This is a genomic window from Alloactinosynnema sp. L-07, assembly GCF_900070365.1.
Taxonomy (GTDB): Bacteria; Actinomycetota; Actinomycetes; order Mycobacteriales; family Pseudonocardiaceae; genus Actinokineospora.
Genome location: NZ_LN850107.1, coordinates 7,099,498 through 7,124,971, shown reverse-complemented (window position 1 = coordinate 7,124,971; position 25,474 = coordinate 7,099,498). Strand labels below are relative to the sequence as shown.

The following is a 25,474-nucleotide window of genomic DNA, read 5'->3' as shown; positions in this document are numbered from 1 at the left end:
CCGCTACTTGGAAAGCATGCGAATGCTCGTCGGGACGAGCTGGCCCGGTGTCTGGAACTCCGCCGACCGGCCGAACATCCGCACGACCTTGCCCGCGAACGGCACGATGGTCGCGTTGGCGATCAGGCCGGACTCGGCGGCCAGCCAGTCGCGGCACCCGGCCACGCCTTGGCTCGCCATCGCGGTGGCCACCGCCTTGTCGTACTCGGGATCCGAGATCGCGGCGAAGTTGTTGCCATCGGGAGCCGCGGGTCCGGACAGGAACGGCACGAGCTGGTCCGGCGAGCTGAGGTTGAGCGAGACCCAAGCGACATCCCAGTCGCCCGCGCCGAACAGGGTGCTGGTCATCGACGTCTCGTTCTGGCTGCTCGCGGTGGCGTCCACGCCGACCGCCTTCCATTGCCGCACAGCGAGTTCGGCCGCCGCGTCGCCGCCACTGCCGTGGTTGTTCTGGTAGAGGAAGGTCAACGCCAACGGCTTGCCGTCCTTGCCGCGCTTGCCATCCGCGCCTGCCTTCCAACCCGCTTCGTCAAGCAAAGCGGCCGCGGCCTTGGGATCGGCGGCGGGCAGCGCGCTGGAGACGGAGTCACCGGGGCAGGCGACCGGCTGGTTGGCCGCCAGCGTCGTCACCTTGGTGCTCTGGCCGGAGGTGAGCACCTTCTGCAGCTGGCCGAGATCAAGCGCCTGGGTCAGCGCCTTGCGGACCTTCGGGTCGCCGGTCACCCGGCCCGCGCGGTGGTTGTACCACTGCTCTCCCACGATCGCCGGTGTCTGGGCGGCGAACAGCCCGGCCTTGTCGAGCCGGTCCGCGTCGGGGCCCGCGACCTGGGCGGCGTTCAGGCCGCCGGAGAGCAGCAGGTTCGCCGCGGTCGACTCGTTCTGGACCACCTTGACCACGACCGTCTTCGGGAGTCCCTTGGTGGCGGTCGTCGCGCCTGCGGGCCCCCAGGTGTAGCCCTCCCGGATCGAATAGGTGTAGTGGTCGCCCGGTGCGGCCTCGACGAGCTTGTACGGGCCGGTGCCCGCGGTCGCGGTCCGCAGCGTGCCGCGGTCGGCGAGACCGCTGGGACAGACGATCGGCAGACTGCTCAGTCCATTGAGGACGAACGGCGCCTGCTGGGCCAGGGTGATCGTCACCGTGCCCGCGGTGTTGTCACCCACCGAGGTCGCACCGACCGGGAGGAAGGTGCCAAGGAAGGGGCTCTGGTTCTTCGGGTCGGCGACGAAGTTGAGATTGTCGGCGACGATTGTAGGAGTCAGCTTGGCACCGTCGGAGCAGGTGATGTCGGGCGCCAGCGTGAGCGACACCGTGGTGCCCCGCACGTCCCAGCTCTTGGCCAGCCCGGACTTGATCTCGCCCGACGTTCCGTCGACGCTGACCAGCGCGTCGTAGGCGAACTGGGTGACGGTGAACAACCCGCTGCCCGCGCCCATCTGCGGATCGAGGTTGCCGGGATCGGAGGACAGGCCGAGGGTGAAGGTTCCGCCGTCGACGACCTGGGCCTTCCCGCTGCTGTTGGAGGCATCCGCGCAGCCGGTGAGCGCGACGGCGGCCAGACAGGTGCACAGGCCGTAGCGGCCCAAGGTGGTCAACTTCATGGCGGTTCCATTCCGAGCGTTCTGGGGAGTTTGTGGTGGGGGCGCTCAGGCGCCTGCGCGGCGCACGGCGCGCCCAAGGTGCAAGTAGAGAGCGCGCCCGGTGCCGTCATCGCCCAGGAACGCGTGCGGCATGTACATGCCCCGATCGGCCTCGACCGGGATCAGCATGTCCGGCCGGTAGGAGACGAGCTCGGACCGCGCGGCCTGCGCGCCCATCTCCACCATGGCGCCCTTGGGGACCTGCTCGATCCAGATCCGCTGGTCGTCGTCCTGGCTGACGGTGAGGTCGAAGACGCTGGCCGAGTAGGTGCCGACGTACCGCTCGGCATCGATCGGCTGGGGGTTCGCGGGCGGTGCGGGCAGGGCGGGCATGGCAACGCCGGTGAGCGCTTCGAGCACCGTGCCCATGACCTCGCGGTACAGCGAAACCACGTCGCCGCCATTGGTCAGCAGCGCGACGGCCAACCCGGCCTCGGGAATCATCCGCAGAAATGCGCCCTGCCCGATGGTGCTGCCATCGTGGCCGATGATCGCCCCGTCCGGGGTGTCGAACCGTTCGAAGCCGAGTCCCCACGACGTTCCCATGAGCCCGAGTTCGGGCAGGTCGACCTCGCGGGCGTGCATCATGGCGGCGGTCCCGGGAGCAAGCACCTGGCTGCCGTCGGCCGCCGCGCCGTCCTGGAAGTGCATCCGCGCGAAGGTGACCAGGTCCCGCGGCCGCATCGCGAGCATCGAGCCCGCCGGGGCGTTGGACCGCGCCATGGCCCAGATCGGAGCAGGCACGTAGCCGGTCCCCGGCTCCATCTCGATGTGCCCCATCGCGGCACGGAACTGGATCGCTTCGTAGGGGTCCGTCGCCGCGTGGGTGAGCCCCAACGGCGTGATCAGGTGCTCACGCAGACACCTGTCGTACGACTGCCCGCGAAGCACCTCGACGAGCCTGCCGAGAACGCAGTAGCCCGCGTTGTTGTACGAGAACTGGTCGCCGGGCGGGAACAGCTGCGGCACATCGTGCAGGGTCGCCACGTACTTCTCGATGCAGTCGTCACCCACCCCGGTGTCGGTGAAGATGTCACCCTCGAAGCCCGCGGTGTGGTTGAGCAACTGGCGCACGGTGATCTGCGCGGCCGCGGCCTCGTCCCCGATGCCGAACTCGGCCAGGTAGGTCCGGACCGGCTCGTCGAGGTCGATCTTGCCCTCGTCCACCAGCTGCATCACCAGCGTGCTGGTCCAGAGCTTGGTGATCGACCCGATCTGGAACACCGAGTCCGCCGTCGCGGTGACCCCGGTGGCCCTGTTGAGCACACCGGCCGCTCCGTCGATGATCCGGTCGCCCTGGAGCACGGCCCATGCCGCACCTGGTACGTCGTACTTCTCGAGCAACGAGGGGAGCCGTTCGGTAAGCCACTCGTTGGTGTCTTGGAGGTTGCCCATGCGTGAAAATGCTAGGAATCCGGCGAGCCGCTTAGTTCGTCGTAACCGACAATTCGAGGCCCAGGATTCAGTCGAACCCGACGAGTCGCCGAGGCTCAGTCGATCTGCAGGAAGGCAGGCGGACTCTCCCGCCACTGCGGCACATCCATCGAGTTGAGCACGGAGATCAGCTTCTTCTCCTCATAGATGAAGTGCGTTCGCATGACCGACGACACCGCCACCACCTCCTCGCGGACCTGGGCCCTGGTGGCGGGGTCCGGCTGCTCCGGCAGCGCGTCCAGCAGTTTCCGCAGGTTCCCCAGCAGCCAGTCCAACTGGTTGTGGTCCGAGCGAAGGTCGGAGAGCACCTTGCGCAGCTCGGGGAACTCCGCCGCGATCGCCGGAAAGGCGCCCTTGTCCTCACCGGTGTGGTGCTTGGTCAGCGCGGTGCAGAACGAGAGGCAGTGGGCACGCAGGTCCTTCGAGGGCAGACCCTTGCCGTCGAAGTAGTCCTCGATGCTGTCCTCAAGGTCCTCCAGCATCTCGCGCAGCCAGATGTGGACCTCCAGCAACTGCGTGCCGAAGGCGGTGAGGCGGTCACCCGCCCCGGAACGTGCGTTCACGCGCTTCCTTTGCTCCCAGACCGTCACTTCAGTTCCGTGCGTGGATAGACGAGCCGGAGAAGAGTGAGGTTGACGTCCATGTCGGCCTGACTGGAGACCTGGTGCACACGATAGTTGAAGGAGATCGCGGCGTCGCCGGAGATGATGTTGATGTAAGAGCCGTCGGTCGTCGCCACATCGCCGAAGCCCTCGACGTTCTCGCGTTCGCCGTTCTTGACGAGCGTGCGGAAATAGTCCGCCTGTGCTTGCGCGCTCGGGTCGCTGTCGTCCCAGACGATCGAGAAACTCGGTGCGCCATAGTCGACCGGGGTGAGGCGCCAAACGCAGGTCAGATCGCCGCGGTAGCCGGGGTTCAGCCCGTCGACCTGCCAGACCTTGTAACCCGTGAGTCGCTCGACCTCGGCGACGGTCGCGAGCAGGCAGACCTTGTTGCTCGCCGCGTTTCCGTGCTGCTCCGCAGGTTCCGCTGTGCTAGACGGCGGGGACGTCTCGACAGCCACGTCGGCAGGGACGGCGGTCTGCGCCGCACTTGGTACGCCTGCCGTGCCATTCGAGCATGCGGTCAGCGCCGCGAGGACGGCGACGGCGACGATGGACGTACTTGTCGTGCGCATGACTCTCCTCGTGTCGCCTATGGGATCCGGCATTGGGCTTGGTCCGGGTAGTAGCCCGTGAGCGCGGGCAGGTCCTTCATGATTTCGGAGGCGCGTTCGAATTTGATGTCACTTCCGATCACCTGTCTCAGGTAGCTCTCCGCCCCAGGCGTGACTTGGTAGCTCGCACCGCCGCCGACGACCAGCTTGAGGGTGCCCTGGGCGCAGACACCCCAGGGCGCTGTCGTGTCCGAACCCCGCAGGATCGACAGCGAGACGACGAACTTGGCGTACGGTCCACCGAACGCCGCTGGCACGCCCAGCCCGACCATCACGCGCAGCTCCCAAGCCAGGACCATCGCGCTGATGCCGACGGAGACACCGTCGATGTTCTTCACGAGGCCGGTCCCGGTCTGCTGTAGCGCCGGGGCGACGGCAGTGCCGTCCTTCAGGCCCAGCGGCCCGATCAGGTCGTATTCCGCATTGGTCGTCAAGGTCGAGTTCTTGGCGCTGAACGCCAGCTGGACAATGGTCTTCCACTTGATCTGCACCACCATGGGCGGCACACCGGGCTCGGGCGGCAGTGGCACGTTCAGCTCGACAGGCAGCTCGACCCGGTAACGTTGGGTGTCGTTGACGCCCGTGCCCAAGCCCAATCCGATGTCGACGGTCATGCCCGTGATGCCTTCGACAGCCGCCGTGAGGTTGCCGCCTGCTCGTCCGGAGACGATGTCGTAATCCGTGACCAGGCGCAGATTCTTCGTCTTGAACGCGATGTCGAAGCCGCCCTTGATTCCTGCCGAACGGTTCCCCGACTTCTCCGACTGGAACTTGTACAACGCGGTGATACCCAACGTGTTGTCGGTGACGTACGGCTCCCACTCCCAGTTGCCGACGGTCACTTTGAAGCTGTTCTTGCGTGCCGGAGGCAGCTCCGGCTGGGCGGCGACGAACGCCGCGGGCTTGACCATTGACTGCGGTATCAGCGGTTCCTCGTCGACATCGAGCCGCCCGGCGAGTTCGGGAACAGGTTGGAACACCAGGTCGCCTGGATCGATGGCCCGAGTGCCATGCAGGTGCAGCGTGCGGAAGACCTCCGTCAGCTGGACGGGTGCGAGCGCGACCTCGACTCCCGCGTCCGTCTCAGTGCGCCGGGCGACGCGGCCGACGGCGCGGCTGGTGACGAAGGCGACCTTCCCCTTGGTCAACTGGTCGACACCGGGCGCGGCCGGGTCGAGGGTCCAGATCAGGCCGTCCGCGCTCGCAGACCGGATCGCCTCCGGGCCCCCGCCCACCCGTACGACATCGGGCTGGTACTCGACCGCCGGGTCGTCCGTCGGGCCATAGCCGTAGGTCAACGACCGCTCGCTCGGCTCCCGCCCGTCCGGGTTGGACTGTTCGGCCTGCGAACAAGCGCATGCGACCACCGCGATCAAGGCGACCCAGATGGATGTGAACCGCGCTGTTTGCCGAATCCTCGCCATGTCCCCTCCAGTTGAGTTCCGCGAACCGCTAGCCCAGCCGCTCGACGGCGGCCCGGAGCAGCGCGGTCGCCATGTCCTCGGTCGCCCACTCCCCCGGGATGATCGCGGCGATCGCCCGATCGTCCAGCAGCGCCTCGGCCCGGTAGCCGTTGCCGAACGTGCCCTTCGCGACGTAGGCCTTCGCCCCGATCGAGGCCAGCTCGCGGTACCCGCCCGAGTCGGTGTGCGGCGACCATTCGCCCGGCGGGAAGAGCCGGACCCGAACCGCCTGCGGGGCTTTCCATTCGCACGCGCCGACTTCACCTTTGCCGTCCGACACCTTTCGCCCCGTGATCGAGGCGACGGTGTCGACGGGCACCGCGTCGCACACCGTGTTCGGGGTCAGCGCGGACACATCGACCGCGCTCCCCCGCTTCTCGCCAGGCGCCGTCGCCTGCACGCCCGGTTCCGCACCGCACGCCGCGAGCGGCCCGAGTGCGGCGAACAGGACCACCAACAGGGCACCGCGGCACGATCTCGTTACTTCTCGCATGGGTCAGCCACCGCCTTTACCAGCGCCGCGGCCCACTCGTCGTACGCCGCGGCGGTCGGGTGCAACTCGTCATCGAGCCACATCTGCTTCTCCGCCTGTTCCTCGAAGACCTGCCGGAGGTCGACATGCGTCGCACCCACGGCTCGCCCCTCCGCTATCAGGACGGCGTCGAACTCGGTCCGCTTCGCCGTGAGCTCCTCGCGGGTCCCGTAGCCCTCACCGACCGGTGTCCGGTCCCAGAACTGTTGACTGATGGTCACGACGGTTGCCCCCGCGTCGGTCAGCCCGCGCAAGATCGTGCGGACGTTGCCGCGGTACTCCTCGACTCCGACGCCGTTGGCGACGTCGTTCCCGCCGACCATGAGCGTGGCCAGCGTCGGCTTGAACGTCGCGGCCGCGGGCAGTTCATCGCTGACCACGTCGGCGCTCTTGTAGCCGGTGACGGCCACGTTGCTCAGCTCGACATCGCACCCGCTGTCCCGCCAGAGCGCGGCGAGTCGATGTGGGTAGCTTTGGTCGGCGAGCACACCCTCGCCGGACGTCACGGAGTCACCCAGCGCCAGGTAGCGCACGGAACCCGAGGCGTTCGGAGCGGCTGATGGACCCCTGGGTTTCGCCGACGGGCCGCCGATCTCCAGCGGCGTTGATGAGCAACCGACCAATAGCGCGGTGAGGACTACACCCACCGCGAGCGCTACGCGGAAATTTGCCACGTCCTCGTCACCTCACTCTTCATCCACGGAGTGCGAGCCGAACCGCCCCAGCACGGCGAACGGGGCGTCGAACTCGCGGATCGTGGCATTGGTGGTGTGCTCGTACCCAGAGTCGGCCGCCCCCAGTGCGCGGTCGGCCAGGGATGTCCAGACCTCGACCATCCGGACGCCTTCATCGGTCGGCCCGGCGGCGAAGATGATCAGCCCGGCAGGCGCGGACTCCGTCAGCGCGCGCGGCGGGACGTAGTCGGCCCAGGTGGCCGCTATGTCGATGATCCGCACGTATGTCATGGCGTGACACTGACCCGGGCCGGTATAGCCTTGGTAAACCGCCACGCCGGGAGCTGGCATGACCGTGGAGTTCCGCGTCCTCGGCCCGCTCGACGTGCTCGACTCGGGCGGGAGCCTTCACCTGTCCGCCCGCAAGCCTCGGACAGTGCTGCTCCGGTTGCTGGTCGAAGCGGGAAGCCCGGTGCCCGCCGACGCGCTCGCCGACGCCCTCTGGGGCGATCTGCCGCCTGCCAACGCCGCGAAGCTGGTGCAGATCTACGTCTCGCAGCTGCGCAAGGTGCTCGGGGCGGAGACGATCCGCACCGTGTCGGTCGGATACCTGCTCGACATCACGCCGGAGCAGCTGGACACGCACCGCTTCGCCCACCTGCTGGCCGACGGACGGCGGGTGGCGGCGGGGAACGCGACTCTGGCCGCGTCCCTGTTCCGGCAGGCGCTGGATCTTTGGCGGGGTGGCGCGTACGCCGATGTCGATGGCGAGTCGTTCGCGACGGCGGAGATCGGGCGGCTGGAGGAGCTGCGCGCGGAGTGCTTCGAGGAGAAAATCGCCGCCGAACTCGCCGCCGGGCAGGGCGCGGATGTGCCCAGCGAGGTGGCCGCGCTGATCAACCGCTATCCATTGCGGGAGACGCTGCGCGCCATCCAGATCCGGGCGCTGCTCCAAGCCGGGCGCCGCGCCGACGCGCTGGACGCCTACCAGGAGGCACGGCGGGTGTTGCGCGACGAGCTCGGCCTCGACCCGGGGTCACAGTTGCGCGCGGCGCACCAGCTCGCGCTGCGGACCGGCCCGGACGTCGCGTCCACCGCTCCGCCTGCGGCGATCCGGCGACTGCCAGAGCCACCGACACCGCTCGTCGGCCGGGAGCGTGAACTCGCCGAACTCCAGCGGCTGCTGTCCCGTCCGGACGTCCGGCTGCTGACGCTCACCGGAGCGGGCGGCAGCGGGAAGACCCGGCTCGCGCTCGCGCTCGCCCGGCTGGCCGGGCACCGCTATGCCAACGGGATCGCCCTCGTCGAACTCGCCCCGCTCAGGGATGCCGCGCTGGTGCCCTCGGCGATCGCGGAGGCGCTGGGCGTGCAGCAGTCGGCGGGCGGCGACTCCCTCATCGAGTGGCTCGCCGAGCGGGAGCTGCTACTCGTGATCGACAACGTGGAACACCTGCCCGAGGCGTTTCCCCGGCTCGCCGCACTGGTGGCGCGCGCTCCACGGCTCACGGTGGTGGTGACCGGCCGTCGGGTCATGCACGTGTCCGGCGAGCACGTGTACCCGGTCGCGCCGCTCGCCGACGACGCGGCGGCCGACCTCTTCGTCCAGCGGGCCCGAGCCGCCCATGCCGCGTTCGCGGCCGATCGCGGCGACTCGGACGTGGCGGCCATCTGCCGAAGGCTGGACGGGCTGCCGCTGGCCATCGAGCTGGCCGCCGCGCGAGTGGCGACCCTGCCGACCAAGGCCTTGTTGGAGCGGCTGAGCAGCAGGCTGACGGTGCTGACCGTGGGCCCACATGATCTCCCCGCGCGGCAGCAGACCTTGCGACAAACGCTGGAGTGGAGTGCGAACCTGCTCACGCCGACACAGCGAACGGTCCTCGCGCGACTGTCGGTCTTCCCGGCCGGGTGCACGCTCGAGTGCGCCGAACGGTTCGTCGGAGCCGATCTCGACACGCTTGGCGCGCTCGTCGACGACAACCTCCTGCGCACGGTCGACACCGGGTCCGGAGCGCGGTTCGTCATGCTCGAAACGATCCGCGAGTACGCCGACACCCAGCTCGGCCCCGACCGGGCCGCCGCGGAACAGGCGCTCGTTTCCTACTGCGTCGACCTGGTGTCACGCGTGCGTGAGCGAGGCCCGGAGCAGCCGCGCTGGCTCGCGCTCTTGGACGCCGAGCACGACAACATCCGGGTGGCACTGACCCTGGCGACCGACGCCGATGCCCGGCTGGCGATGGTCGGCGGAATGTGGCGCTACTGGTGGGTCCGGGGCCACCTGCACGAAGGCAAGACACACGTCCTCGCGGCCCTGGCCGGAGCCGACGGTTCCCACCAGGCCGACGGCCAGCTGCGCGCCAAAGCCTTGTACGGCGCCGCAGGCCTGTCCTGGGCGGCCGGTTCGCTGGGAGAAGCGCGCCGATTCGCCACCGCCGCCTCGGAGCGGGCGCGGGACTCCGGGAACACGTTCGTGCTGATGGCCGCCAACACCTGCCTCGGCGAGATAGCGATGAAGGAACGAGACTGGACAACGGCCCGGCGGCATCATGAGGAGGCGCTGACCATCGCGCGCGCGAACGAGTGGACGATCGACATCGCCACCAGCGAGCTGAACCTGGCCGCGGCGATCATGGAGACCGGCGATCTGGAGACAGCCTGGCGCATGCTCACCAAGGTGCTGACCTACCACCGCGACAACGGCATCGCCGAGGGCATCGGATTCGCGTCCCTCGCCCTGGGGGAGGTCGCGTACCGGATGGCGGACCATCCGGCGATGGCAGCGTCGTTCGCCGACGCCCTCGACGCCTTCGCCTCTATCGGCTTCGAGGCCAACGCGGCGTACGCCATGCAGGGTCTGGCCGCCGCGACCGTGCACACCGCCGATCCGGCCGAGGCAGCCCACCTGCTTGGCACCGCCGCCGCGATCGTCGAGCGAACGGGCGACCCGAACGGTGCCTTCGCACCGATCGCCGCGCACGCCGAGTCGGCCGCCCGTGCCGCACTCGGCGAGCGCCGCTTCCGCGAAGCGTTCGACGCGGGCAGAGACGGGCGCGTCCGCACGGCCCGACCTCGTCACTGACCGCCTACGCCAACGCCGACGTGGGTGGAAGACGGCGACGACTCCGCCGAGCCCGGACAAAAGCAGCGTAAGTCACGGCCGTGCCCAGGATCGGGTCCCGGCTATAGCCCGCCAGGGAAGGCTCGCAGGGTGAGGCCGAGGCCGACCACGACGACCAGCGTCGATGTGGCCACGGGGCCGATCCGCGAGAGTCGTTTCCACAGTGCCGCGTAGGCGGGGCGGGTGGTCGTTTCGATTCGGTCGCGCATCCTGATCAGGAAGAGACCAGCCAGGGTGAGGGTGGCCGCCATGCCCAGGCCGTAGCCGATGATCAAAAGTACGCCGAAGGCGGTGCGGCCCAGTGCGACGGCGCCGAGCAGGACCACCAACGCGGATGGGCTGGGCACGAGACCACCGGCGATACCCATCCCGATCAGTGTTCCGCGGGTCGTGGACGCAGGCTCGGCTTCAGAAGTGTGCGAAGCCGCGTGGTTGTGCGTCGTGGCGAGGCCGGCCGCGGTGTCGTGCCGGTCATGGCTGTGGCTGTGGCTGTGGGAATGGGTGCCGTCACGGTGGTGATGGTGGTCATGCGGATGGCGGTGGTGGTGGTGACGATGAATGGGGCGATTGAGCAGGGCGGCGTGCAGCAGCCGTAGGCCGATGACCGTGACCAGGAATCCGCTGGCCAGGCCTAGCCAGGTCAGGATGGCGTCGCCCGCGAAGGTAGTGACGATGGGCAGGACAAGCCCGAGGACGAGAACGCCCGCGGTATGGGTGAGGGTGACGGTCGCGCCGACAGTGAGCGCGTCGCGGGGTGTGCCGCGCTGTCCGGCGAGGTATGCGGCGATGATGGTCTTGCCGTGCCCTGGCATCGCGGCATGGGAAGCGCCCAGCGCTATAGCGAGCAGCAGGGCGAGGAGTCCGATAGGGACGGTGATCTCGCGTGCTCCGACGAGGCTGGTGAACGTGGCTGAGATCTTGTCGAGGATGGCGGCGATGAAGTTTGTGCTCGGAGGGCCGGCAGGCGCAAGCGTTTGTGCGCTGCTTTGGCCTGCTTGCACGCGCAGTGTGGCGGATCGCTGGTCGAGCGGCGCGGCGAGTGGGTCCTGCGGATAGTGGCGCAGTTCGTCGGTCGCGGATGTGGTGGCCACGGTGGAACTGGTGAGAGCGACCCCCTGTCCGCGCGCGGTGATCTCACGCCAGCCGATGCGTTGACTGTCGTAGGAGGTGCGCGCGGTGATGTCGGCGGGGAGTCTGAGGTTCACGTCGGCGGTGAGTGCGCAGTGCAGTCTGCTGGTGGTCATGCCCCCTTCGCCGGGGTGGTAGGTGAAGCTGACGGTGGAGATGGTCCAGCGGGTGCTGCTTGCCTCGGTGTCCACATGCAGGTTGTCCGCCAGCGAGGTGCAGCCCGCGTGGGCGTGGGCCGAGCGCTCGGCTTCGTCGGCGACGCCGTTGTCGTCCCGGTCGACGAGCGGGCGCTCTTGGGCGGTGGAGATCTCCGCACGGTCGACGATGGCGACGGCGTCGATGCGATGGGGGTGCACGGTCAGGCCGGTGTAGTGGTTGACCGTGAAATTGCCCAACGGATGCGCCCCAGCTGTCGGCGACATGCTGAACACCGTGGCGGACAGGGCCGCGGTGAGGGCGCTCAAGGTCAGGGCTCGGCGGAGGGTGCGGTTCATCGTTCTCCCTCGACTCGCCGCGGTGGGTGCGCCACGGTCATCCGATCGTGTTGAGGGCAGCCTTGGCCTGTGGGGCGTGCAGCGGGGAGAAGTGCGGATTGAGGCGCAGTGCCTGGCTGAGGTGTTCGCGGGCGGGTTCGGTCAGGTCCAGTGCCCGTTCGATTTCGCCGCGGTGGTACGCGTATTCAGCCCGGTGGCTGTCCCATTCGGACGCCTGCCGGGCGTAAGGCAGGGCTTGGGTGTGCTGCCCTGCCCGGTGCATCGCCCAGCCGAGCGCGTCGGCGGTCTCCGCGGTCTGGGCTTTGTCCCACTCAGCGCTCAGGAGGCGTACAGCGGTCGCCGGATCGCCGTGATCGCTTTCGTAGCGCCCGGACAGCAGGCCGTCGGACACCCCACCGGCGCGGAACAGTTTCTGCACTTCTTCGAAGAGGGCGAACTGCTGCTCGGCATGCTGTGTCCGGCCTAGCGACAGGGACAGCTCGCCAAGTTCGAGGAGTACGGCCGGATGCGGGGCACGTTCCACCGAGGCGGTGTAATCGCGCAGAGCCTCCTCGGACTGTCCGAGGGCGGCTCTGGCCCGGCCGCGGCCCGCCTGGGCCGCGGCATAGCGGGGATCCGCGGCCAGCGCCCGTTCGTAGGCGGCCAGTGCCAAGGACGGTTGGCCGGTGTGCCAGAGCAACTCGCCCATGCGCTCGTGGCAGAAGGCGAGCTCGTCGGGTGCGGCGGCCGAGACGGCAAGGTCCAGTGCCTCCGCGGCACGTTTCGGGTTGCCGGTGACGCTGAGGTAGTGCGCGGCTCGGGTGTAGGAGGCCACGCCTGGGCGCAAGTCCATCATCGTTTGCAGGGCTTCCTCCGCCGACGGGCGATCGCCGAGCAAGAGCCGGGCATCGGTCAGGACGCCGTAGATCATCCAGTGGCCGGGGTCGAGGCGCCGCGCCTGCTCGGCCCATCGCTCCGCTTCGCCGAACTCGTGCCGGGCGTTGGCGAGCGTGCCCATACCCGTCTGTGCGCGGGCTTGGTCCTCAGGTGCTTCGGGGCGCAGATCGAGCGCCTTGCGCAGCGCGCCTTCCGCTTTGGTGTAGTACGTGGGGTCAGCGGTGATCCGCGCCTGTTCGACGTAGGCGATGCCGAGTTCCGCCCAGACCCGGGCATCGTCCGGCTCGCGTTTCAACCGCGCACGGGCGAACTCGATCACGGCGGACGGGCCTTGCGGATAAGTCGACGAGTGCCTGCCTGCAAGCTCCCCGCTCACGTCCCCATCCGGGTGCTCTTGATCTGGGCCATAAACGATGAGTGCTCCGGCGCCGAGTACCGCCGCCAGGATCAGCCCCAGGGCTCGCCTCATCGAGATCCGCTCTGCGTGGTGGGACCGCTCTCGACGTGCTGGCGAATGGCGTCCGAGATCGTCTTCAACCCTGCCACCCCGGCGCTGGGGAAGAGTCCGACGTTCGGGAACGGCAGGGAGGGGACGCCTTTCCACGCGATGTCGGTGTCGAATAGGTGCATGCCGCTCTTGAACTGGGTCTCCCCCTTCTTGAGGCAACCCTTGGCCACGGAGTGCTGCTGCGGTTCCTGCCGCGTCACCGACCCGGCAAGCGCGGGCTGACCGGACCGGACGACCGCGGCGCAGATCCCCGCGACGGTGAGAACGGTGGCCGGGCGCATCGTGACATCTCCTGTTGGGTTTGGGGTCGAGCGTTGGTCCGCGGCGATACCGGTGGGCCGCTAGAAGTGCAGCGGAATGGCGAGGTACGGGAAGGTCTTGGTGTTCGGCTTGGTCGGCTTGCCGCCCATGACGTCCGGACCGATGCCGGGCATGCCCGGTGTGGTCAGCGCCCCCATCAGGATGCTCAGGACCGACGCGCTGATATCGTCGTCGAGCCGTCGGCCGTTGGGGAAGCCCTGCGGGTCGCCCGCGATGTACCCGAGGCGGTGCGCTCGTGGGGAGATCGGCGTGCTCATGTTGAGGCGCAACTCTTCGGCAGGCACCATCCCGGCGGCGTCGGCGTCCTGGTTCGTTCGGTGGGAGTTGAGCCCGTCACTGAGCCCATACAGCCAGGCGGACTCGAGATCACCGCGCGGCTCGGCGGGCGCCTTGAGGCCGGTGAGCGACTCGATCAGCTTCGCTTTGCTGGGACGCAGCACGCCCTCGTAGGTGTCGGCGGTGGCACGGTCATCGGCTGGTTTCGTCGCGTTGAAACGGTCATTCGCGGTGCATGGCACGACTGACGGGCAGCGTACGAACACCTCATTGAACGTCGGGTTTCCCACGCGGGAGACCTGGCGGTACGTGGCCGGTCCGCCGGACAGGTTCACGGCCTTGCGCGCCGCGGTGGCCCAAATCCCGACCACCGGGTTGCGTCCGGCGTCCCCGCGCAGCGCGACCTCCGATTTGGGCACCTGGAGCACCATCGCGCTGAGGTTCAGCGGGACGGGCGTCTCGACCGGCGGGGTCAGCGTGCCGAACCTGATCAGCGAGGTCGCCTTGAGGTTCGTGTAGAAGGGGTCCGCGGCCTGCCCGGCAAAGGTCTGCCCGCCACCGGGCAACTTCACGATCGCCTCACGGCGCAGCCTGTCGTAGTCCGGCATGAGCAGTTGGCCGAAATGGGTGGGAGCGGCGACGCCGTCCCGCAAGAGCGTCTGCGGAGGGCTGCCTGGACGCAGCCTCTCGAGGGTGTAGCGCTGCCCGATAGCGCTCCCGGCCAGGGAGTCCACCACCCCCGTGACCGACGCTCGCGACCCGCCCGTGTCGCGGAATGTCCACCGATAGGTGACTTCCGGCTCCCCGTCGCCCGTGCTATCGAAATTGATGTCGTAGTACGTGTTCGTCGCAAAGCGATAAGGCACCACCGCTCCAGGCGCCTGGAACGGGTAGTAGTTGACGACGACAGTAATCGTCTCAGGCGCTTCCGGGCTGGTGAACGCGTACAGGTCCGTCGCATCGATCTGCGGATCCAGGACCACCAGGGGAGCGTCCCAATGGCTTGAGGCCCGGGATGCCCCCATGCCTGGTCCGAATGCGATTCCCCCCGCGAGAACGGAGGCCGCCACACAAACGGCCGCCACCAGTGATCGCCGAGATCGTCTCTCGTTCATGCGTATCCCTCTCCAGACAATCAAAGGGGCCATCCGCCAAACTGAAGCCGCTCTCGATCGTAAGCACGATCACGGAACCGTTGCAGGACGGCGTATCAACGCCCACCCGAACGAGTGCGCGGGCCACCAGTGGCACGTCGAACCTATCGACCACGGCGGACATCACAAGCCGGCGAACACCCGTGCTCCTGTGGAATTCGGGTTGTCGCTGAGCAGGTAGCTCTCCCATGCGGCGACGTACTCTTCGCGGGAGACACGACCGTCTTGGTCGCGGTCGAGAGCGTCGAAGGCGGCGTCGATCTCGCCTCTCGGTCTGCCCAGCGCCGACTGCAGGCGGGCGAACTCGGTGCGGGTGATCACGCCGCCGTCGGCAGCGAACTCGACGGCGCACACACCGGTCCGTGCCATTTGCTCGAAGTCCTGCTTCGTAACGTGGCAGGCGTTTTCCGCGCCGCTCGAATCTGCTGCCATAGTCGCTCACTCCCTCGTCGTCGAACAATCCTTGATCCAAGTGGACCCGCGACTGGCGGGGACACGGGCGTGCTCTCTCGCTCCTATCAAGAAGCGCGGCACGACAGAAACAGAAGTCACCTGGTCGGGTGGCGGTTCGTAGTCCTCAGTGGTCGGCCGCTCCCAGGACGACTCCGCGAAGTCCTCGGATACCGGGTGAGCCAGATGGAGGAAGAATCGATGACCGCCGACGCGTCGGGGATGCGGGCCGCCATCTGGGCGCGCGGATTCGTCGAACGGCCGGTCGGGATCGGCCCGCGCGACCCACGGAGTTCCGAGCGTGTGGCGGCGTCAGTGGTTCCGGTCGACGGCGGCCTTCGCGTAACCGCGTAGCCGTTCGAGGCTCGCGGTGATCGGAAGCGGTTGCAGGGCAGTGAGTGCGAGCCGCAGGTAGCGGCGTGCCCAGCGGGTCGTCGCGGTGATGGCGCCGGTTCTGTGCAGCACGTCGAGCAGGTCGGCGCGTGCCGTGGCCGGGTCGTCGGTGCCGGACAGCGCAGCCTCGATCGCCGCGCGGTCGGCCGGGCTGCCTGCCTGGTGGGCGATGATCACCGGCAGGGTGAGCCTGCCGTTGCGCACGTCGCTGGTGTCCGGCTTGCCAGCCGAGCCCGTGTAGGGCAGCAGGTCGTCGCGGATCTGGAAGGCTACGCCGAGGTGCTGGGCGTAGTGGCCGAGGGCGAGGACGTGGCGGGGTTCGCCGCCACCGAGCAGCGCGCCGCCCTCGCAGGCCGCGCGGAACAGCGCGGCCGTCTTCAGCCGCACCATGTGCAGGTAGGTGTCGTGGTCGAACCGGCCGCTCGCGCAGAACTCGGCCTCAAGGCTCTGGCCCCGGCACAGGTCGATGCCGCAGCGCGACACGACCGCGAGCGCGGCGACGACCCGGTCGGCCGGTGCGCCCGCGGCATGGCACTCGGCGAGCCCGGCGAACAGGTCGAAGATCAGTGCGTCGCCCGCCACGATCGCGTCGCCGACGCCGAACGCGGCGTGCACGGCGGGCCTGCCGCGGCGGATGTCGTCGTCGTCGATGATGTCGTCGTGTACCAGGCTCGCGACATGGCCGGACTCCGCGCCCGCCGCGGCGGGCAGCACCCAGCGCGGATCGCCGCCGACCGCGAGCGCCGACTCCAGCAGCAGGATCGGCCGGAACAGCTTGCCTGCCGGGGTGAGCGCGTGCGTGCAGGTTCTGGCCAGCAGCGACTGGTCACCGTCCCAGCGCCCGGCGATCCGGGACCGCACCTCCCCAACGAGCGCGGTGAGTTCCTGGCTGTGCGCGAGCAGGCCGGCGAGCCGGGCCTCATCCGACGGGGCTCCCTCGGTCACCTGAACGGACATCGCTTCGGCTCCTCGCGTTGGGTATGGGACGGTCGGGCAGTTGACGGACCTGCTCGGGTTTGCCCATGTAGTAGACGACTTCCTCGTGGTTGGTCGACGGCAGGAAGCGGTCGGCGCCTGCCTTGTAGTAAAGGGTGGTGGTCACCGGCCGCACGGCGGGTTCATGCGGCTCGCCCCTGCGCAGTGCGCGCAGCACGGCAGGCACGTCGCACGCGAGCCGCACGTCGCGCAGCACGTGGTGCGGTTCGCCGTCGACGTCGACGAGGGGCAGGTGCTCGCCCGCGTACCGGCTCGACGGTGCGCGGCCGGGCGCGGTGTAGGCGGGCAGGGTGAGCAGGTCGTAGTCGACGGTCGCGTCGAGCACACCGCGGTGGCGGGGCGGGACGAGCGGCCGCAGCACGGTGCGCCACCACCGGCGCAGCAGGTCCTTGGCCTCGTCGGTGCCATAGATGTGGACGAGCACTGGGGCCAGCACGTCGGAGTCGGTGAACGAGTTGACCATGCCGGTGCGGAACGGTTCGCACGCCGGGTCGTCGTCCTGGGCGAACCAGTCCATGAGCGAGCGGATCGCGGCGGACTGGGTGATGCCGCCGAGCACCCGCAGTGGGGCCCATAGGTGCCGGAACACCGGGTTCTCCGCCACCAGTCGGGACACGAAGATGAACCGGTGCATGTAGCGGTTGTCGTCCGACGACATCGTTTCGTGCGAGATCAGGTACTCGAAGTCGTCGGTGTTGCCGCGCACCGTCACCAGGCCGAACCGCTTCCTGTCCTGGTGGTAGGTGGTGTTGGGCAGGATCAGCATCGGGTAGACGGCGATCCGGGAGACGTGCTGGGCGAGCCGGTCGTAGCCGTTCATGAACGACTCGACGGTCTCGCCGGGCGCACCCCAAATCAGCTCCGCGTAGCAGTCCATGCCCTCGAAACTGATCCAGGCGGCCAGTTCCTCCCAGTCGTTGACCTTCATGTTGCGCCTGCTCATGAGGTCGAGGGTGTGGTCGTCGAGGGTTTGCAGAGCCAGGGTGAACGAGCTGTGCAGCCCGACTTCCTTCATGGTCCGCACGATGTCGAAGAACACGGTGGACTTGTTCTTCGCCCAGGACGCCTCGATGCTGCGCGGGAAGCCGTACCGCTCGCGGATGGCGACGACGTCCGCGACGAAGTCCCGATCGGCGGGCAGCATCCCGAAGTTGGCGTCGCACAGCACGAGCGTGTGCACCCGGTGTCGGGCGAACAGCTCGACCTCCGCGCGCAGCCGCTCACGGGAGAACGAGCGGACCTTTTGTCCGACGGCGCCGCCCCAGTAGCAGAACGAGCACTTGTAGGGGCAGCCGCGGTTGGTCTCCATCAGCGCGACGTCGTAGGGGAAGCCGCCGTGCGCGTCGGTCATGGGGATGGCGCCGGTGAGGAACGGCGACGGGATCTCGTCGAGGTTCTCGACCCGTGGTCTATCCACTGTGGACACGATCTCGCCGGACCCACCGCGGAAGGCGATGCCTGCGATGTCGTGCAGCTCGCGCGGGTCCGCACCGGCGAGCCGGGCGCGCAGCAGCTCGCGGAAGGTGAACTCGCCCTCGCCGTTCACCACGACGTCGACACACGGGTTGGCGGTGAGTACCCGGTCGCCTTGGTCGGAGACGTGGTTCCCGCCGAACACCGCCCACCCGGCCGGGTTGAGCTGTTTGAACGTCTCGGCCAGGGCGGTGAACTCGCGGTAGTTCCAGCCGAGCACCGAGAACGCCAGCACATCGGGAGCGCCGTCGTGGAACAGCGCGTTGGCCATGCCGAACAGGGTGGCACCGCCGTCGAAGTTGTGGATGACGATCTCGGTGTCGGCCGCGACCACGGGGTCCGCTAGCGCGGCCGCCTTGAGGTATCCGGAGGCGAGGGGCATGGACTCCAACGACATCGCCCAGATTCCCTGCTGCACCAGCCAGACCCGCAGCGGCTGTCGGCCCATCACGTCTCCTCCGCTTCCGGTCACCACGTCACCGGCAACGCGACGGGGCCGTCGTCGAGCGGGGCGCCGGTCCATCGAACGTCCTCCGGTGCGCAGGCGAGAGCGAGGCCGGGTAGCCGGGTGGCGAGCGCGGTGATCACCGCGACGAGCTGCGTCCGGGCGATCGCGGCCCCGACGCAGTGGTGCGGGCCGTAGCCGAAGCGCAGGTGCCGGTTGGGAGTGCGGGTTCGGTCGAACCGGTCGGGGTCGGCGAAGCGGGCCGTGTCGCGGTTGGCCGCCTCAAGCCGGACGATCACCATGTCACCCGCGGTGATCCGATGCCCAGCGATGTCCACATCGGACAGTGCCCAGCGGGGGTAGGGTTCCCCGCTCACCCCTGCCTGGTGGCGCAGGATCTCTTCGACGACGGTGCAGGCGGCGGACTCGTCGGCCAGACCGCGCAGCCCGCCGGTGGTGAGCAGCTTGACGACACCGATGGACAGGGCGTTGGCGCTGGTGAGCTGGCCTCCGGCGAGCAGCGCGGCCCCGGCGAGCACGAGCTGCCGCTCGGTGAGCCCCTCCGCGGCGAGCGCGCTGAGCAGGTCGGGCCCGGGTGCGGCGCGGCGGGCGGCGACGAGCCCGCCGAGGAAGGCGAGCAAGTCGGTCCAGCCGTCGACCGCGGTGCCGTCGGGCTCGGCGACGACCGTGGAAATGGCCTGCGCCCAGGCGGCGAACCGGTCCCGGTCGGCGACATCGACGCTGAGCAGGTCGGCGATCACCGCGCGGGCCAACGGCAGGGCGAGCAGTGCCACCAGATCCGCGGGCGGCCCGGCGGCGGCGAGGTCGGCCACGTGCGCGTCGGCGAGTTCGCGGATGCGCGGCCGCAGCCGGTCGATGGCCCGCGCTCCGAATCCCCGGGAGATCAGCCCGCGCAGCCTGTCGTGCGCCGCGCCGTCGCACAGTAGCGAGTCGGTGTCGGCGTTCCCGCCCGGCTCGACGATCGCGAACCGGGCGTCGGTGAGCAGACGCTGGGCGAGGTCGGCGCCGAGGACCAGCCACACCGGGCGGCCCACCCCGTCGACGGTGCGGACCAGCGGGCACTGCTCGCGTAGGTCGGCGAACGCGGGCGGCGGGTGGTAGGGCGACGGCCGCTCGAAGGGCAGCGAGAACGAGTGGAGGTCCACGGCTACCCGACCCGCGCGGTGTCGAGGAAGCCCAGCACGGCCGCGGTGAAGATGTCCGGCCGTTCGAGGTTGAGCATGTGGCCCGCCCCCGGCACGCGGCGCGACTCGGCGTGCGGCACGGCGGCGACGACCCGCTCCGCCATCTCGTGGACGTCCGGGCAGTCCAGCTCGGCGGTGAGCAGCAGGAGCGGGACGGTGAGGCCGGGCAGCCGTTGCCACGAGTCGGCGGCGCGGCCGGGCAGGACGGGGTCGGGCCGGGAATGCCGGGCGGCGGTGGACATGGCCATGATCCGGCAGGACTCCCTGACCCCGGCGGGCACCTCGTCCGGCCGCCTTGTCGGCCCGTCGACCCACATGCGCAGGAACAGTTCGACGTACTCGACGGTGTCACGGCGCCGCGCCGCCTCGAACTGGCGGCGCAGCAGGTCGACGAGGAACGCGCCGCGCCAGTACTGCTGCGAGGTGCCGCAGCCACTGGCCACCACCCCGGTGACCCGGTCCGGGTGGTCGAGGGCGGTGTCCAGCGCGGTGGTGCCGCCCATCGATTGCCCGATGAGGAACGCGGCGGGCAGATCGAGATGATCGAGCAGGGCGATCACGTCGTCGGCCCGCTGGTAGGGCTGGGTCGGGGTGGCGGACTCGCCGTGCCCGCGCGCGTCGAGGACGAGCAGCCGGTAGCCGGGGAAGGCGGTGAGCTGCGGTCTCCACACTCGGCGGTCCAGGGTTCCGTCGTGCAGCAGCACCACCGGCGAGCCGCTGCCCAGGTCGTCGTAGGCGAGGTGCCCGTCGGCGATCTCGACCCGGTTCATCGCCTGCCGCCGACGGCTGCGAGGGCTGGAACACGCCCTAGGTCGGCCGGTCCGGCGAGTAGGTCGAGCAGCCTGGACCGCACTGCGGGGCGGCTCGCGACGACGAGCGTGAACAGCGCTTCCCTGGCCAGGCGCTGGGCTGGGTGGCCCGCGGACAGGGCCGCGCCGCCGCCCGCGACGACGAGGGCGGTGCAGGCGCGCTGGGTGAGTTCGGAGCAGGCGGCTCGCAGGGCGGGCAGCCGGTCCGGCTCGCCGAGGGCGGTGTCGAAGCGGTCGCGCAGGTCGTCCCGCTCGCTACGCAGCGCGTCGGCCGCCTTCGGCTCCGCTTCGGCCAGCAGGCGCACAGCCCGGTCGGTGAGGCCGAGGGCGAGCGCGCTGTCGACCCGCAGCCCGATGGCGAGGCCTGCCAGGAACGCGGCCCGGTCGGTGCGGGTGGTGACCTGCTCGTCGGGCAACACCAGGTCCCGCAGTTCCAGCGAGACGGTGTTGGTGCCCTGTCCGGCCACCAGCGTCAGCGGCTCGACGGCGGCGATCCCTGGGCCGGGGCAGGCGTTGACGAGGCCGCTCACCACCTCGCCGGTGGTCTCGTCGTGGGCGGAGACGTGCAGCAGGTCGACGATGCCCCAGCCGCTGACGAACGGTACCCGGCCGCTGACCGACCAGCCTCCGGGTCGGCGAACGGCGCGCACCCTGGGCGGGGTGTGCACGACCCCGGAGAACGCGCCGCCGCCGCGCACCTCGCCGCGCACGGCGGGGGCGAGCAACCGGGCCCGCAGTTCCGTGTTAGGCGTCATCAGCAGGGCCATCACGATCCCGTGGTGCTGTAGCCACACGAACGTGGTGGCAAGGCAGCCGCCCGCCAGGGTCTCGACGACCCGCAGCGCTTCGGTGAACGCCAATCCCGGCCCGCCCGCCTCGCGCGGGGCGAACAGCCCGTAGAAGCCCTCGGCGGCCAGCAACGCGAAGTGGCTGTCCGGGACGAGGCCGGTTCGGTCGACCTCGGCGGCGGCCGGGTACAGCACCTTGTCGGCGGCCGCGGCGGCCGCGGCGAGCATTCCGGTCATGCGGTGCTCCCGAGTTCCAGCAGGTGAAGGTGCCATTGCGCGTGCCGGTCGCCTCTGATGGCCTCGGCGGGCAGCGCGCGGGCGATGGCGGGGGGCACCTCGGCCATCGTCGTGCGGTGCAGCCCGCGCACGGCGAGGCCCGCCGAGGCGGCGAGGTCGTCGATCAGGGTCGGACTGCCCAGCGCCTCGCCGAACCACAGGTAGATCCGCCCGGTCGGGGTGAGCAGGCCCGCGCCATCGACGAGGAAGCGGCGCAGCTTGGCGAAGCCGGGGTCGAACATCGTCTCGTGCCACAGCGAGCCGTCGAGGTGCTCGGCGGGCGCGTCGAAGAACGGCGGGTTCCAGTAGATCCCGTCGAACCGCTCGCCCGCCGCGACGGCGGCGTAGAGGTCGCTCACCCTGGCCTCGACCCGGTCGGCGACGCCGTGCCTGCGGGCGTTGCGAAGGGTGTTGTCGACGGCGGCGGGGTTGAGGTCGAGCGCCAGGACCCGACGGCAGCCCGCCAGCGCGGCGAGCACGGACATGACCCCCGCGCCGCTGCCCATCTCGAGGAACGCGGCCATCGTGCCGAACGGGATCAGGTCGGCGTGCAGCTCGCCGCCGGGTGAGTAGGTGGGCGGCCACACGTCGTCGAGCAGATCCCACTGGCGGCCGAGCAGGTCGAACACGGCGGGGCGGTCGGTGTCGCCGCGGTAGCCATCGATGATCGTCTGACCTATGCGCAGCTCGAATTCCCTGATGTCCATTGGCGTCCCGTGGCATTGATCTGTCCGGTGTGGCTGGACCCTCAGCAAACGCCGCCGCCCGTCGCCTGGCAATCAGCCGGGTCGAACACCGGCCGGTTCGGGCGGTGACCAGCCGACCAGGGTGTCCAGCGACCGACGGGACACCACCTCGGGCAGCAGCCCGCCGAGCCACGTGCCCGCGTTGCGGGCGGCGACCGCGACCGGGTGCGAGCTCTCGACGACGCGGCCGGTCCAGCGGGAGATCCGGGCCAGCCGGTCGACGCGTGGGCGGCGCACCCGGTCGTAGTCGGCCAGTGCCGCACGCAGCGCCGCGAAGTCGGCGGTGTCGCCGATGCGGTGCGCCAGCTCGACGGCGTCCTCCAGGGCGACGTTGGCCAGGCCCACGTTGGGGGTCATGGGATGCGCCGCGTCGCCGACCAGCACGACCCGGCCCAGGTCGAGCGCGGGCAGCGGAGCGGCCAGCTCCTCGATGCGGTCCAAGTGCACCTCGGCCTCGGCGGCACGGGCCAGCAGGGTCGGGATGGGGTCGTGCCAGCGGCCGAACAGGGTGCCGAGGTCCGCGTTGGCGCGGGCGGCATCGGTTGCCAGCGCGGAGAAGTGGGCGCGGCCCGCGGGCAGGGGCAGGATTGACAGCCTCAGGCCCGCGCCCCAGGTCTCGGCGGGCGCCAGGGTGACGCCGTCCGCGGGCACGACGGCCCGCCAGCTCGCCGAGCCGCAGTCGCGCAGGCCCGGATGGTCCGGATACAGGGCACCGCGCAGCGCGGAACGTATCCCGTCCGCCGCGACGACCAGGTCACTCGGCACGACGTCGTCGCCCACGCGCAGCAGCGCGGGACCGTCCATGCCGCCGGGTGCGACCAGCGCCGCGGTGAGTCCGTAGTGGACGGTTCCGGGTGGGAGGGCCGCGGCCAGGACAGTGGTGAGGTCGCGGCGCAGCAGGGCCCGCACGTGCTCGCCGTAGCGGCGGGGCACGAACGCGAGATCGCTCCGGGCGAGCCAGCGGCCGCCCGGGGTGCGCACTCCGCCCTCGGTCTGCACCACCGAGCGCGCGCACACCTCCGGGCCGACGCCGAGGCGGTGCAGGGCGTGCATCCCGTTGGGGGTCAGACCGATTCCGCCGCCGTGCGCGCGCGGCGCCGAAGCCCGCTCGACGACCCGCACCGGCAAGCCCGCCGCGCGCAGCGCGAGCGCGCTCGCGAGCCCGGCGATCCCCGCGCCGACGACGTGGATCACGAAGGTTCACTGTGGACATACGACATGGTGCGATAATGCCTTGCCCGCAGCCGAACAGCGAGCCTGCAACCCGCGTCGGCCTACGGTGACGCACATGTCGAGATTGTGGACACGCATCCAGGCGCACGCCGAGGCGTGCCGACCGGACACCCTCTTCTACGCGGGCACCGTCGGGCTGTCCGGGGCCGTGCTGACCGATGTGGACGCCCCACCCCGGCTGCTCCTGTTGGCTTGGCTGGTGCCCACGCTCGCCTGGATCGCCTCGATCTACGGCGGTGACTACTTCGACCGCGACCTGGACCGGCTCACCAAGCCGCACCGGCCGATCCCGTCCGGCCGCGTCAGGGCCGAAACCGCCCGCGCGGTCATGGTCGGGGGCATCGGGGCGGGCGGACTGATCGCCGTGCTGGTCAACCCGTTGACCGCGGGACTGGCCGGGGTCGCGTGCGCCTTCGGCATCGCCTACGCCAGTGTCCTCAAAGGACGCGGACTGTGGGGCAACGTCGTGCGCGGGCTGCCGACGGCGCTGACCCTGCTGTGGGGCTCGATGGTCGTGCAGCCGCTCCCGGAGCCGCGGCTGCTGCCGCTCGCCGTGGTCTTCTGGCTGCACGACTCGGGTTCCAATCTTCTCGGCGCGCTCGGCGACCGGGACGGCGACCGGCGCGGCGGCTGCCGCACCTACCCGGTGCGGCAGGGCGACCAGGCCACCGTCCGCGGCCTGGTCAACTTCCTGGTGTCCTGGGTGGCGCTGGGCGCGCTGTGGCCGCTGGTGCTCGGCGGCGGGATCTCATTGCCGGTCTACTACGCGGGTCTGGCCGTCGTGGCGCTCGCGAACTGGATGTCGGTGGCGCTCGTGGCCCGGGCGCCGCGACCGATCCCCCGCGCGGTCTGCCTGCGGGCGCACGAGATCGTCGTCGCCGCGCGGATCGTGCTCGGCACGTTCCTGCTCGCCGCCGCGGGCAGGCCGGACGTCGCGCTGCTGGTCGGCGGCACCTCGCTCGTGGTGACCCTGGTCGCCCGCGCTCTGATGCGGCGGCGCTACGAGCCGGTGAGGGCGTGACGAGGGTGACCGCCCTTGTAGAGGCCGAGGACCAGTTCGTGTGAGTAGCCGAGGAGTTCGAGCAGCTCGGGATCGAGGCCCGCGGCTCGGCTGGGTGGCACGCTGAGCGTCCCGTTCTCCACCTGACGGAGCCAGGCGACCTGGAAGCCCATCGAGAAGATGTGCCGGGTGGTGTCGCTGGTGGCGTTGGCCCCGCCCGCGTGGAACGTGTCGGCCCGGAACAGCAGGGCATCGCCGCGGTCCAGCTCGACCTGCCCGGCCGTCGACCAGTCCGGCGCGGGTTCGTCGGCCGGTCCGCCGTGGCTGTCCGGCACGACCCAGGTCGCGCCGTTGGCCGCGGTGAACTCCGACATCGCGGCCATGACGGTGAGCGCGATCGGGTGCCTGCCGCCGGGGACGTGCCGCCAGGAGAACGTGTCGCGGTGCAGCTCCTGGCGGGGTGCGCCGGGCAGGCGGGCCATGTACTCGGCGACGGTGAGCAGGACCGTGTCCGACAGCGGACGCAGGACCCGCCGGGCGCAGGCCACGATGTCGCGCTGCATCACCAGTTCCGGCGCGCAGTCGACGACGCCGACGAGGGCGTGCAGGGTCGTGGTGGTGGCCCCCTGGAAGCCGCCGAGCACAGACTGGACGGCGTACTCGGACTCCTCGGGATGCGTCCGCAGGTAGTCGGCGACCTGGGCGAGGAACGTCGAGCACAGGTCGGGCGGATAGGCGCGGGCCAGGACGACGGCCCCGCGGTCGCGGACGGCGGCGTCCAGCTCATCGGGGTCGTAGGGCTGTTCGAGTCGCGGCACGGTCGGTCCCATG

Annotated in this window: 23 protein-coding genes; 2 read left to right on the top strand and 21 right to left on the bottom strand. The window is 70.1% G+C overall.

What is annotated here, in order from left to right; translation table 11 throughout:
• Nucleotides 1-3 precede the first annotated feature (3 nt).
• The 8 genes from BN1701_RS32625 to BN1701_RS32590 form a co-directional block, all read right to left on the bottom strand.
• Nucleotides 4-1,599, bottom strand: coding sequence for an ABC transporter substrate-binding protein (locus BN1701_RS32625; RefSeq protein ID WP_054055222.1), 1,596 nt, complete (start codon nucleotides 1,597-1,599; stop codon nucleotides 4-6).
• 45 nt (nucleotides 1,600-1,644) lie between these two features.
• A complete protein-coding gene (locus tag BN1701_RS32620) occupies nucleotides 1,645-3,033 on the bottom strand; it encodes a serine hydrolase (RefSeq protein ID WP_054055221.1) in 1,389 nt (462 codons plus the stop codon).
• 95 nt (nucleotides 3,034-3,128) lie between these two features.
• A complete protein-coding gene (locus BN1701_RS32615; RefSeq protein ID WP_054055220.1) occupies nucleotides 3,129-3,635 on the bottom strand; it encodes a hemerythrin domain-containing protein in 507 nt (168 codons plus the stop codon).
• 23 nt (nucleotides 3,636-3,658) lie between these two features.
• Nucleotides 3,659-4,249: a DUF3558 domain-containing protein gene (locus BN1701_RS32610; protein WP_054055219.1), complete on the bottom strand. Its 591-nt coding sequence runs from the start codon at nucleotides 4,247-4,249 to the stop codon at nucleotides 3,659-3,661.
• Between the two features lie 17 nt (nucleotides 4,250-4,266).
• The gene (locus BN1701_RS32605) at nucleotides 4,267-5,712 is read right to left on the bottom strand and encodes a hypothetical protein (RefSeq protein ID WP_054055217.1); all 1,446 of its coding nucleotides are present in this window, start codon (nucleotides 5,710-5,712) and stop codon (nucleotides 4,267-4,269) included.
• A 28-nt stretch (nucleotides 5,713-5,740) separates the two neighbouring features.
• Nucleotides 5,741-6,208, bottom strand: coding sequence for a hypothetical protein (locus BN1701_RS32600; protein ID WP_054055216.1), 468 nt, complete (start codon nucleotides 6,206-6,208; stop codon nucleotides 5,741-5,743).
• A gap of 23 nt (nucleotides 6,209-6,231) precedes the next feature.
• Nucleotides 6,232-6,957, bottom strand: coding sequence for an SGNH/GDSL hydrolase family protein (locus BN1701_RS32595; RefSeq protein ID WP_082860204.1), 726 nt, complete (start codon nucleotides 6,955-6,957; stop codon nucleotides 6,232-6,234).
• Nucleotides 6,958-6,969: 12 nt separating this feature from the next.
• Entirely contained in the window at nucleotides 6,970-7,248 is a 279-nt protein-coding gene (locus BN1701_RS32590; RefSeq protein WP_054055210.1) for a hypothetical protein, read from the bottom strand.
• Between the two features lie 58 nt (nucleotides 7,249-7,306).
• On the opposite strand from BN1701_RS32590, the gene BN1701_RS32585 reads away from it, so the two are divergent.
• Nucleotides 7,307-10,033 (top strand): BTAD domain-containing putative transcriptional regulator, encoded by a 2,727-nt coding sequence (locus BN1701_RS32585; RefSeq protein WP_054055208.1) that lies wholly within the window; start codon nucleotides 7,307-7,309, stop codon nucleotides 10,031-10,033.
• Between the two features lie 101 nt (nucleotides 10,034-10,134).
• Here the strand turns inward: BN1701_RS32585 and BN1701_RS32580 are convergent, their stop codons facing one another.
• The 12 genes from BN1701_RS32580 to BN1701_RS32530 form a co-directional block, all read right to left on the bottom strand.
• The gene (locus BN1701_RS32580; protein WP_172803370.1) at nucleotides 10,135-11,694 is read right to left on the bottom strand and encodes a nickel/cobalt transporter; all 1,560 of its coding nucleotides are present in this window, start codon (nucleotides 11,692-11,694) and stop codon (nucleotides 10,135-10,137) included.
• A gap of 37 nt (nucleotides 11,695-11,731) precedes the next feature.
• On the bottom strand, nucleotides 11,732-12,946 hold the full coding sequence (locus BN1701_RS32575; RefSeq protein ID WP_172803369.1) for a tetratricopeptide repeat protein: 1,215 nt from the start codon (nucleotides 12,944-12,946) through the stop codon (nucleotides 11,732-11,734).
• 89 nt (nucleotides 12,947-13,035) lie between these two features.
• Entirely contained in the window at nucleotides 13,036-13,359 is a 324-nt protein-coding gene (locus BN1701_RS34960) for a hypothetical protein (protein ID WP_082860202.1), read from the bottom strand.
• A 60-nt stretch (nucleotides 13,360-13,419) separates the two neighbouring features.
• Nucleotides 13,420-14,823 (bottom strand): DUF4331 domain-containing protein, encoded by a 1,404-nt coding sequence (locus BN1701_RS32570; protein ID WP_082860201.1) that lies wholly within the window; start codon nucleotides 14,821-14,823, stop codon nucleotides 13,420-13,422.
• Between the two features lie 129 nt (nucleotides 14,824-14,952).
• Nucleotides 14,953-15,198, bottom strand: coding sequence for an EF-hand domain-containing protein (locus BN1701_RS32565; RefSeq protein ID WP_054055204.1), 246 nt, complete (start codon nucleotides 15,196-15,198; stop codon nucleotides 14,953-14,955).
• Between the two features lie 393 nt (nucleotides 15,199-15,591).
• On the bottom strand, nucleotides 15,592-16,629 hold the full coding sequence (locus tag BN1701_RS32560) for a polyprenyl synthetase family protein (protein WP_082860199.1): 1,038 nt from the start codon (nucleotides 16,627-16,629) through the stop codon (nucleotides 15,592-15,594).
• Complete coding sequence (locus BN1701_RS32555; RefSeq protein ID WP_067520988.1) at nucleotides 16,592-18,589, bottom strand: KedN5 family methylcobalamin-dependent radical SAM C-methyltransferase; 1,998 nt, start codon at nucleotides 18,587-18,589, stop codon at nucleotides 16,592-16,594. The genes BN1701_RS32560 and BN1701_RS32555 overlap by 38 nt, the downstream gene beginning before the upstream one ends.
• A gap of 20 nt (nucleotides 18,590-18,609) precedes the next feature.
• On the bottom strand, nucleotides 18,610-19,752 hold the full coding sequence (locus BN1701_RS32550) for a cytochrome P450 (RefSeq protein ID WP_054055200.1): 1,143 nt from the start codon (nucleotides 19,750-19,752) through the stop codon (nucleotides 18,610-18,612).
• A 2-nt stretch (nucleotides 19,753-19,754) separates the two neighbouring features.
• Nucleotides 19,755-20,561 (bottom strand): alpha/beta fold hydrolase, encoded by an 807-nt coding sequence (locus BN1701_RS32545; RefSeq protein ID WP_054055198.1) that lies wholly within the window; start codon nucleotides 20,559-20,561, stop codon nucleotides 19,755-19,757.
• Nucleotides 20,558-21,625: an acyl-CoA dehydrogenase family protein gene (locus BN1701_RS32540; RefSeq protein WP_054055196.1), complete on the bottom strand. Its 1,068-nt coding sequence runs from the start codon at nucleotides 21,623-21,625 to the stop codon at nucleotides 20,558-20,560. Before BN1701_RS32540 ends, BN1701_RS32545 begins: the two co-directional genes overlap by 4 nt.
• The gene (locus BN1701_RS32535) at nucleotides 21,622-22,371 is read right to left on the bottom strand and encodes a methyltransferase (RefSeq protein ID WP_054055194.1); all 750 of its coding nucleotides are present in this window, start codon (nucleotides 22,369-22,371) and stop codon (nucleotides 21,622-21,624) included. Before BN1701_RS32535 ends, BN1701_RS32540 begins: the two co-directional genes overlap by 4 nt.
• Before the next feature lie 72 nt (nucleotides 22,372-22,443).
• The gene (locus BN1701_RS32530; protein ID WP_054055192.1) at nucleotides 22,444-23,604 is read right to left on the bottom strand and encodes an FAD-dependent monooxygenase; all 1,161 of its coding nucleotides are present in this window, start codon (nucleotides 23,602-23,604) and stop codon (nucleotides 22,444-22,446) included.
• A 94-nt stretch (nucleotides 23,605-23,698) separates the two neighbouring features.
• Here BN1701_RS32530 and BN1701_RS32525 point away from each other — a divergent pair, with 94 nt between their 5' ends.
• Nucleotides 23,699-24,664 carry a UbiA family prenyltransferase gene (locus tag BN1701_RS32525; RefSeq protein WP_054055191.1) on the top strand — a complete coding sequence of 322 codons (966 nt, stop codon included), beginning with the start codon at nucleotides 23,699-23,701 and terminating at the stop codon, nucleotides 24,662-24,664.
• On the opposite strand, the gene BN1701_RS32520 is transcribed toward BN1701_RS32525, so the two are convergent.
• Complete coding sequence (locus BN1701_RS32520) at nucleotides 24,643-25,473, bottom strand: phytanoyl-CoA dioxygenase family protein (RefSeq protein ID WP_054055189.1); 831 nt, start codon at nucleotides 25,471-25,473, stop codon at nucleotides 24,643-24,645. The genes BN1701_RS32525 and BN1701_RS32520 overlap by 22 nt on opposite strands.
• Nucleotide 25,474: the final 1 nt, after the last annotated feature.

What these genes read in the sequence shown, in the direction of transcription:
- BN1701_RS32540 (WP_054055196.1), bottom strand. Translation starts at nt 21,625, where the DNA reads ATGACCGGAATGCTCGCCGCGGCCGCCGCGGCCGCCGACAAGGTGCTG.
- BN1701_RS32545 (WP_054055198.1), bottom strand. Translation starts at nt 20,561, where the DNA reads ATGAACCGGGTCGAGATCGCCGACGGGCACCTCGCCTACGACGACCTG.
- BN1701_RS32570 (WP_082860201.1), bottom strand. Translation starts at nt 14,823, where the DNA reads ATGGCCCCTTTGATTGTCTGGAGAGGGATACGCATGAACGAGAGACGA.
- BN1701_RS32610 (WP_054055219.1), bottom strand. Translation starts at nt 4,249, where the DNA reads ATGCGCACGACAAGTACGTCCATCGTCGCCGTCGCCGTCCTCGCGGCG.
- BN1701_RS32625 (WP_054055222.1), bottom strand. Translation starts at nt 1,599, where the DNA reads ATGAAGTTGACCACCTTGGGCCGCTACGGCCTGTGCACCTGTCTGGCC.
- BN1701_RS32580 (WP_172803370.1), bottom strand. Translation starts at nt 11,694, where the DNA reads ATGAACCGCACCCTCCGCCGAGCCCTGACCTTGAGCGCCCTCACCGCG.
- BN1701_RS32525 (WP_054055191.1), top strand. Translation starts at nt 23,699, where the DNA reads ATGTCGAGATTGTGGACACGCATCCAGGCGCACGCCGAGGCGTGCCGA.
- BN1701_RS32560 (WP_082860199.1), bottom strand. Translation starts at nt 16,629, where the DNA reads ATGTCCGTTCAGGTGACCGAGGGAGCCCCGTCGGATGAGGCCCGGCTC.
- BN1701_RS32535 (WP_054055194.1), bottom strand. Translation starts at nt 22,371, where the DNA reads ATGGACATCAGGGAATTCGAGCTGCGCATAGGTCAGACGATCATCGAT.
- BN1701_RS32520 (WP_054055189.1), bottom strand. Translation starts at nt 25,473, where the DNA reads ATGGGACCGACCGTGCCGCGACTCGAACAGCCCTACGACCCCGATGAG.
- BN1701_RS32590 (WP_054055210.1), bottom strand. Translation starts at nt 7,248, where the DNA reads ATGACATACGTGCGGATCATCGACATAGCGGCCACCTGGGCCGACTAC.
- BN1701_RS34960 (WP_082860202.1), bottom strand. Translation starts at nt 13,359, where the DNA reads ATGCGCCCGGCCACCGTTCTCACCGTCGCGGGGATCTGCGCCGCGGTC.
- BN1701_RS32565 (WP_054055204.1), bottom strand. Translation starts at nt 15,198, where the DNA reads ATGGCACGGACCGGTGTGTGCGCCGTCGAGTTCGCTGCCGACGGCGGC.
- BN1701_RS32555 (WP_067520988.1), bottom strand. Translation starts at nt 18,589, where the DNA reads ATGGGCCGACAGCCGCTGCGGGTCTGGCTGGTGCAGCAGGGAATCTGG.
- BN1701_RS32620 (WP_054055221.1), bottom strand. Translation starts at nt 3,033, where the DNA reads ATGGGCAACCTCCAAGACACCAACGAGTGGCTTACCGAACGGCTCCCC.
- BN1701_RS32585 (WP_054055208.1), top strand. Translation starts at nt 7,307, where the DNA reads ATGACCGTGGAGTTCCGCGTCCTCGGCCCGCTCGACGTGCTCGACTCG.
- BN1701_RS32605 (WP_054055217.1), bottom strand. Translation starts at nt 5,712, where the DNA reads ATGGCGAGGATTCGGCAAACAGCGCGGTTCACATCCATCTGGGTCGCC.